Raw genomic sequence first — 5694 nt, forward strand, 5'->3', positions numbered from 1 at the left:
ATTGATTGTTAACAACAAAACCTCCCCAAACAAACATACTCAGAATCATTTTTAATTTAATTTAACAATGACTCTACATAGTATAACAACCATATCCGTAGGAGAGCAACAATTCGGACAATTCCAGTTTCTTCATCTAAAACAATCCATGAAAACACATCATGAGTTTGAATTAAGCGTTGGATATGACTGGTTATCACGTCATGGCCCTAATCCGTTAATCGCTGGAAAATTCTTCCTGGGAAAGGAAGTCAACATATGTATCCAGCCGATCGAGCCTACATTAAATTTCAAGCCATTATTATTTAGTGGCATCATTACCAGTGTAAGCGCTGGTAAAGAAAAGAATGGAACCACCGGCAGTTGTATCTTCCGGGGGAACAGCCCTACCATTCTTCTCTCCGGCAACCCACACATGCAGTCATACGAGCAGTTGGCCTTATCATCCATTGTAAACACAGTTATTAAGAACTGTTACGCATTTTCCGTTACCCCGCAGGTGAATCCTGCATTTACCCAACCATTGAAATATATTGTACAGTATAAAGAAACAGGATTTGACTTCCTGCATCGGCTTTCACAACGCTATGGAGAACCATTTTTCTATAACGGACAGCAAATTATATTCGGACAATATATACCGCAGAAAACAAGTCTGGTACATCAGGCAGACCTGATTGACTTTCAATTGGAAGCCCATATATTACCTGGCAATCAATTGCTGCATGCCTATGAATACAGGTTACAGCAGGTACTTGAAGAAGAAACTGGTAATCAGGTTTCCGCCTCTTATAACCACTATTCGCAACAGGTGCATTCATTAAGTAATAAATTCTATTACCATGCGGCCAGTTATAAAGTTCCATATGCATTCACCAGTAACGCCAGGGCAGAACTATCTGCACTTACACGCCAATATCAGCGGGCACGGATCTCCCAAATGGTATCCATAAAAGGATCCAGTAGAAATACTGGTCTGCGCCTAGGAAATATTATCAGCATACAGGAAAGAATGCTTTCCAGAGAAGATCATGGAGAGTATGTACTGACAATGATAGAGCATCATTGTAATGGAAATGGCGACTACTATAATACCTTTGAAGGCGTCCCGGCAGATGTAGCTACTCCTGTTATGCACCTGAATAATATTCCACGGTGTGAAGCGCAAAGTGCAGTGGTAACTGATAACCACGATCCGAAAGGACTTGGCCGGATACGGGTAAAATTCAATTGGCAAAATGGAACTACGCCGTGGATCAGGCTACACCAACCACATGGTGGCGCTAACAAAGGATTTTATTTTATTCCCGAAATCGATGAAGAAGTATGGGTGGATTTTGAAGGCGGTAACCCGGAAACCCCTTATGCTACTGGGTGTGCCAGTAATGGCAATGCCAGGACAAACTACGGCGATGAAATGAATAACATAAAAATAATTAAAACCCGTAGTGGCCATACCATCCGCCTGGATGATACGATTGAGCAGGAAAGTATTATCATTTCCGACAAAGGAGGAAATACCTTTATCATGGATACCCATGGTCAGAATATCACCATCTCTGCCCCGGAAAGTATTAAAATAACCGCCAAAAATATTGGTATACATGCAACCGAAAATATTGATATCCACGCCGGATTTCACATGAATCACACTGCCGGCCTGAATATCCTGCATAGCGCAGGTGACAGTTTAAGCCAATACACCGTCAATGATTATCGGCTAACCGCTACCAATATCACTAAAATAGCACTGGAAAATATACACCTGCAGGCAAAGGAAATCGAGAAAAATGCAGAGGAAATAAATATAGACAGTTCGAAAGAAAATATGCAAATCAGTGCAGAGAAAACAGTGCATATTAAAAGCGGAGAAAAATCAAAAATATTTTAACCCCCAACAAGATGCGTAACAATCATGCAGGCCACATGCTCCTCATCTGTAAAAAGTATACAGAAAATGGCCGGAACATTCGCTGGAGCAGCTCCGGAGACACCGCTATTCATTCCGGAAAATCTGTCATCATAATTGGCAGGCAACACGGAATAAAATTCCGGCAAGGCACCGGCATGACTATTATAGGAAAAGAATAATATACATCAGTAAATAAAAGGTAAAATGGCTGACAAACATTTTGTAGTCCAGGGAGCCGTGTGTAAATGTAGTTTCGGCAATACCAGCAGTAAACTACAGGTATCCGCTACCAGTGAATATATCAATGATCATAGCGGCAGCACCAAAGCTGTTGCCAGCACCAGTGAAACCGGGAATCCTTTTGCACCGGGAACATTCGGAGTCTGCATATTTTCGCACAATGCATGCACACCATCCATTACAAAATGGTTGGGGTTCTCTTCCAATATCACACTTTCCGGCGGAGGGAAAATATTAACGGAAGATAGCACCGCTATTTGTGCCGTGTCAGGCACTCCCTGTATCAGCATTAGTGATCATGGTCAGGCAGCCGGTATAACGCCTCATTCAGACAATAATGCACATACAGAAAGTACCCAGACACCCGCTTTGTTGGCGACGACGCCAACAAAGCGGCAGGAAATCCCGCAGATATACAGCATTGGTGTTAAATTGGAAAATCGCTTTCCGGTAGTGACCTTCAGTAGTATAAAAATAAAAGACAATACACTGCCTGATATCATTGTCAGAATAAACGAACCATTGGCTTTTTACGTAGAAAAATACGAGAACACTGATCAGGCAGATGAATCAAAAGTGAGCTGGAAAGTATTCGATAGCCACAGTTATAGCACCGCCATACTTTCCTTTGAAAAAACGGGCCCTTATCTGCACATCAACCTGGATAAAGCCGGAAAATATCGCGTAATGGCCTATGGAGATGAACAAACAAATACTTCCGCTTATCTGGATATAACAGTTGGAAGCAACCGGCTTAAAGATGAATTCAATGTTGTCAGTGTTACTGGAGATGTAACCAATACCTGCGCGAAGGAATACCGGCTGCAAGAGGGGATTCCTGCTACCATAACCGCAGTATATGAAATAACACCAGCCACTGTATCAGAACAACAACGTGTATCTATGCGGATTACGGATATTGGCAACAATATTATCGCAATTTCAAATACTGACAGCATCACCTTTGTTCCACCAAATGCCGCAGCAACCTATTTTGTAAGCGCTACCATGTGTAGCGACAACCATTCACAGGAAATTACGCATGCCCTGCTATCCGAAAAAAAAGCGGTAATATCAACAACCAACCATGTAATAAGACCTCGCACTTCCCTGAATTTGCAGGTATCGGATAAGCTTATGCTTACAGATTGTTCTGTTAACTATCCAGCCATTCGTTGGCTGCTCAATGGTAAAGACGTGGGTATCGGTCCGTCTATCACATTGGATGGCGATACCCATTTTACCATTCCTGGCAAATATCTTGTCGAAGCGCGTGTAGACTGCCCCATAGCGGAGAATAGTACGCAAAAAATAACCAACTATGGCGAATGGCATCTGGAAGTAAAACCGAACGAACTACTGCAAATACAGGTAGTCAATGGACTGGCCAACTGGATAGTTGGCAAATACTATACACTGTCAGCGACAACTTTGATGCCTTATGATGAATCACTCGATGGACCAATTATGTGGACGCCATATGGAGCTGGCACAAATACACTTGGAAACGCTGTAGCTACCCAGGACGGGCAGTTTACCATAAGCGCCAGGTTAGGCAAATCAAAACAAACCATGGAAATCAATGCCGGATATGCCACCATTACCCGTTGGTGTTTTGCAGATCAGCAGGGTATTCACAAACCCGCCGCTGGATGGAAAGAAAATATTAAGATCATTATCAACTGCCCGGTTGCTGCAAATGAAAAAATAAATTTGCACCTGCTACAAAGCAATCCAGCCAATAAAATTTACCATATCAAAGACCTCGGAATGATGTGCTTTGACGAAACTGGAGAATTGAAAGTGGATGTCAGTATCTACAGCCTGAAACCATTACTAACAAAACTAAGTTTTGAATGGGACACTTTCAATATACTGTTTGCTATTCCACAAATGGCAAACAGTATCCAGTTTTCTGATATGAAGACAATCACATGCGAAGGAAAAAAATACTGGTTTCCTCAAAGACAAAGTTACAGACGAACAACAGAAACCGGTACGTACCTCCGGATCAAAGCAAGGAAAGAAATTATATCTGTACATTTTTACGATAACCACAACTATCCTGCGTACAAAGTATATAAATATGGAGAGAAGATAAAAGTCCATATACAAACAAACAATCTTGCCGGTGAAAAATTACTGATACAGGTTTGGGAAAACAAATTCCTTGATGAAGATAAATGCTGCCTCAGTAAAGATCTAACAGTAATGGAGAATGAAATAGGCAATATGGTGATAGACACCAAATCGTTGCAAACCGGCAATATTCTGGAGGACAGTGTCTTTCGATGTTTTTATTTAGTTATAAAATCAACATCCAATACCTATCTCTATCCTGCGGAAATAGCAGATCAAAACATGCTGAATCCAAACAGCATCAGCTTCTATCAGCATATTAAGCTTTCTAACAGAATGGATAAGCTCTTGAATAAGCTGAGCAGAACAAACGCAGTAGCAGTATTGGGAGAACGTTTAGGGGAAGATGTCTTTACGGAAGATTGTCCCAGGTGCAATGAAAATATCACCATCCAACAGCTGATAAGAATATTCCCTAAAGCAAACAAATCAGCGTTGCAATCAGTTGCCGACATCTACAACCGGTATATGTCCGCAACCGGCATGAATACCTGTTGGAATAAAGCACACTTCTTTGCACAAATAGGGGTAGAAAGTGGCATGTGTCTTCACATAAAAAATGGAGAAAATTTTAACTGGTATTGGGAAGATCTGGAAAAACATTTCTCTGCATTCCAAACCAGGGAGGGTAGAAAAAATGCCAGAGAGTGGGGTAGGAGTGTAAGAGTTCCCGCTCATCCAGGCGTGAGTAATGAGAACCAGGAAAACATTGCCAATTATGCGTATGGGCCCGATACGGCTACAGGCAAAATACTCGGCAACATTTCAAAAGGAGACGGATGGAACTTCAGGGGAAGAGGGCTCATACAAATTACCGGTCGGGATGCATATGCCTTCGCAAACAGCTATACGATAAAAGAAAAGGCCGACATTATCAGTCACCCAGACCTGGTTGCCACTGATATGAAAATAGCCGTTCTTTCAGCAATATCATTCTGGAAGTGGAAAGGGTTGCAACATGCTGCTAATAAAGAAAGAGAAGCCACATTTAAAATCTGCAAAGCAGTGGGCAGGGAAATTACTTCCGGAGGAAAAAGTAATTATGTTGCGAAACGTCAACTTTTCGAAACCAGCACCTCTGTTGTATTTCAGGTAAAATCCTGTCAATACGGGAAAGCATCTGCAGCTAGCATTAACAGGTACCACGTCAATGTTGATACATTCGATTATAAACTTGTTCAAACTAATCCTTCAAGTAACAAATATCAATATGACCTATATACTACCGACGCACCAATAAAATCATTTCTATTGGAAAAAAATGAACATGGCCTCGTTCCATTCCCCGAAACCGGCCCCAACTGGGGGCGGTACGGCAACAGAGATGGAGGTGATGATAATTATATTGCCCCTGATATAGCAGCGCCCCTATTTGGATTCTTCTATTCTTTACCTAAAAATGG

At 41.7% G+C, this 5694-nt stretch carries 3 protein-coding genes; all 3 read left to right on the plus strand.

All coding sequences use genetic code 11. The features are described 5' to 3' along the window. Nucleotides 1-148 precede the first annotated feature (148 nt). Nucleotides 149-1891, plus strand: coding sequence for a type VI secretion system Vgr family protein (locus VIP81_RS15405; protein WP_331962420.1), 1743 nt, complete (start codon nt 149-151; stop codon nt 1889-1891). Nucleotides 1892-1902: 11 nt separating this feature from the next. Continuing rightward, nucleotides 1903-2091, plus strand: coding sequence for a hypothetical protein (locus VIP81_RS15410; RefSeq protein ID WP_331962423.1), 189 nt, complete (start codon nt 1903-1905; stop codon nt 2089-2091). 25 nt (nt 2092-2116) lie between these two features. Next, nucleotides 2117-5694, plus strand: a 3578-nt coding sequence (locus VIP81_RS15415) for a PAAR-like protein (protein ID WP_331962426.1), incomplete at its 3' end; no start/stop codon positions are given.

This window comes from Chitinophaga sp., assembly GCF_036566945.1.
GTDB lineage: Bacteria > Bacteroidota > Bacteroidia > Chitinophagales > Chitinophagaceae > Chitinophaga.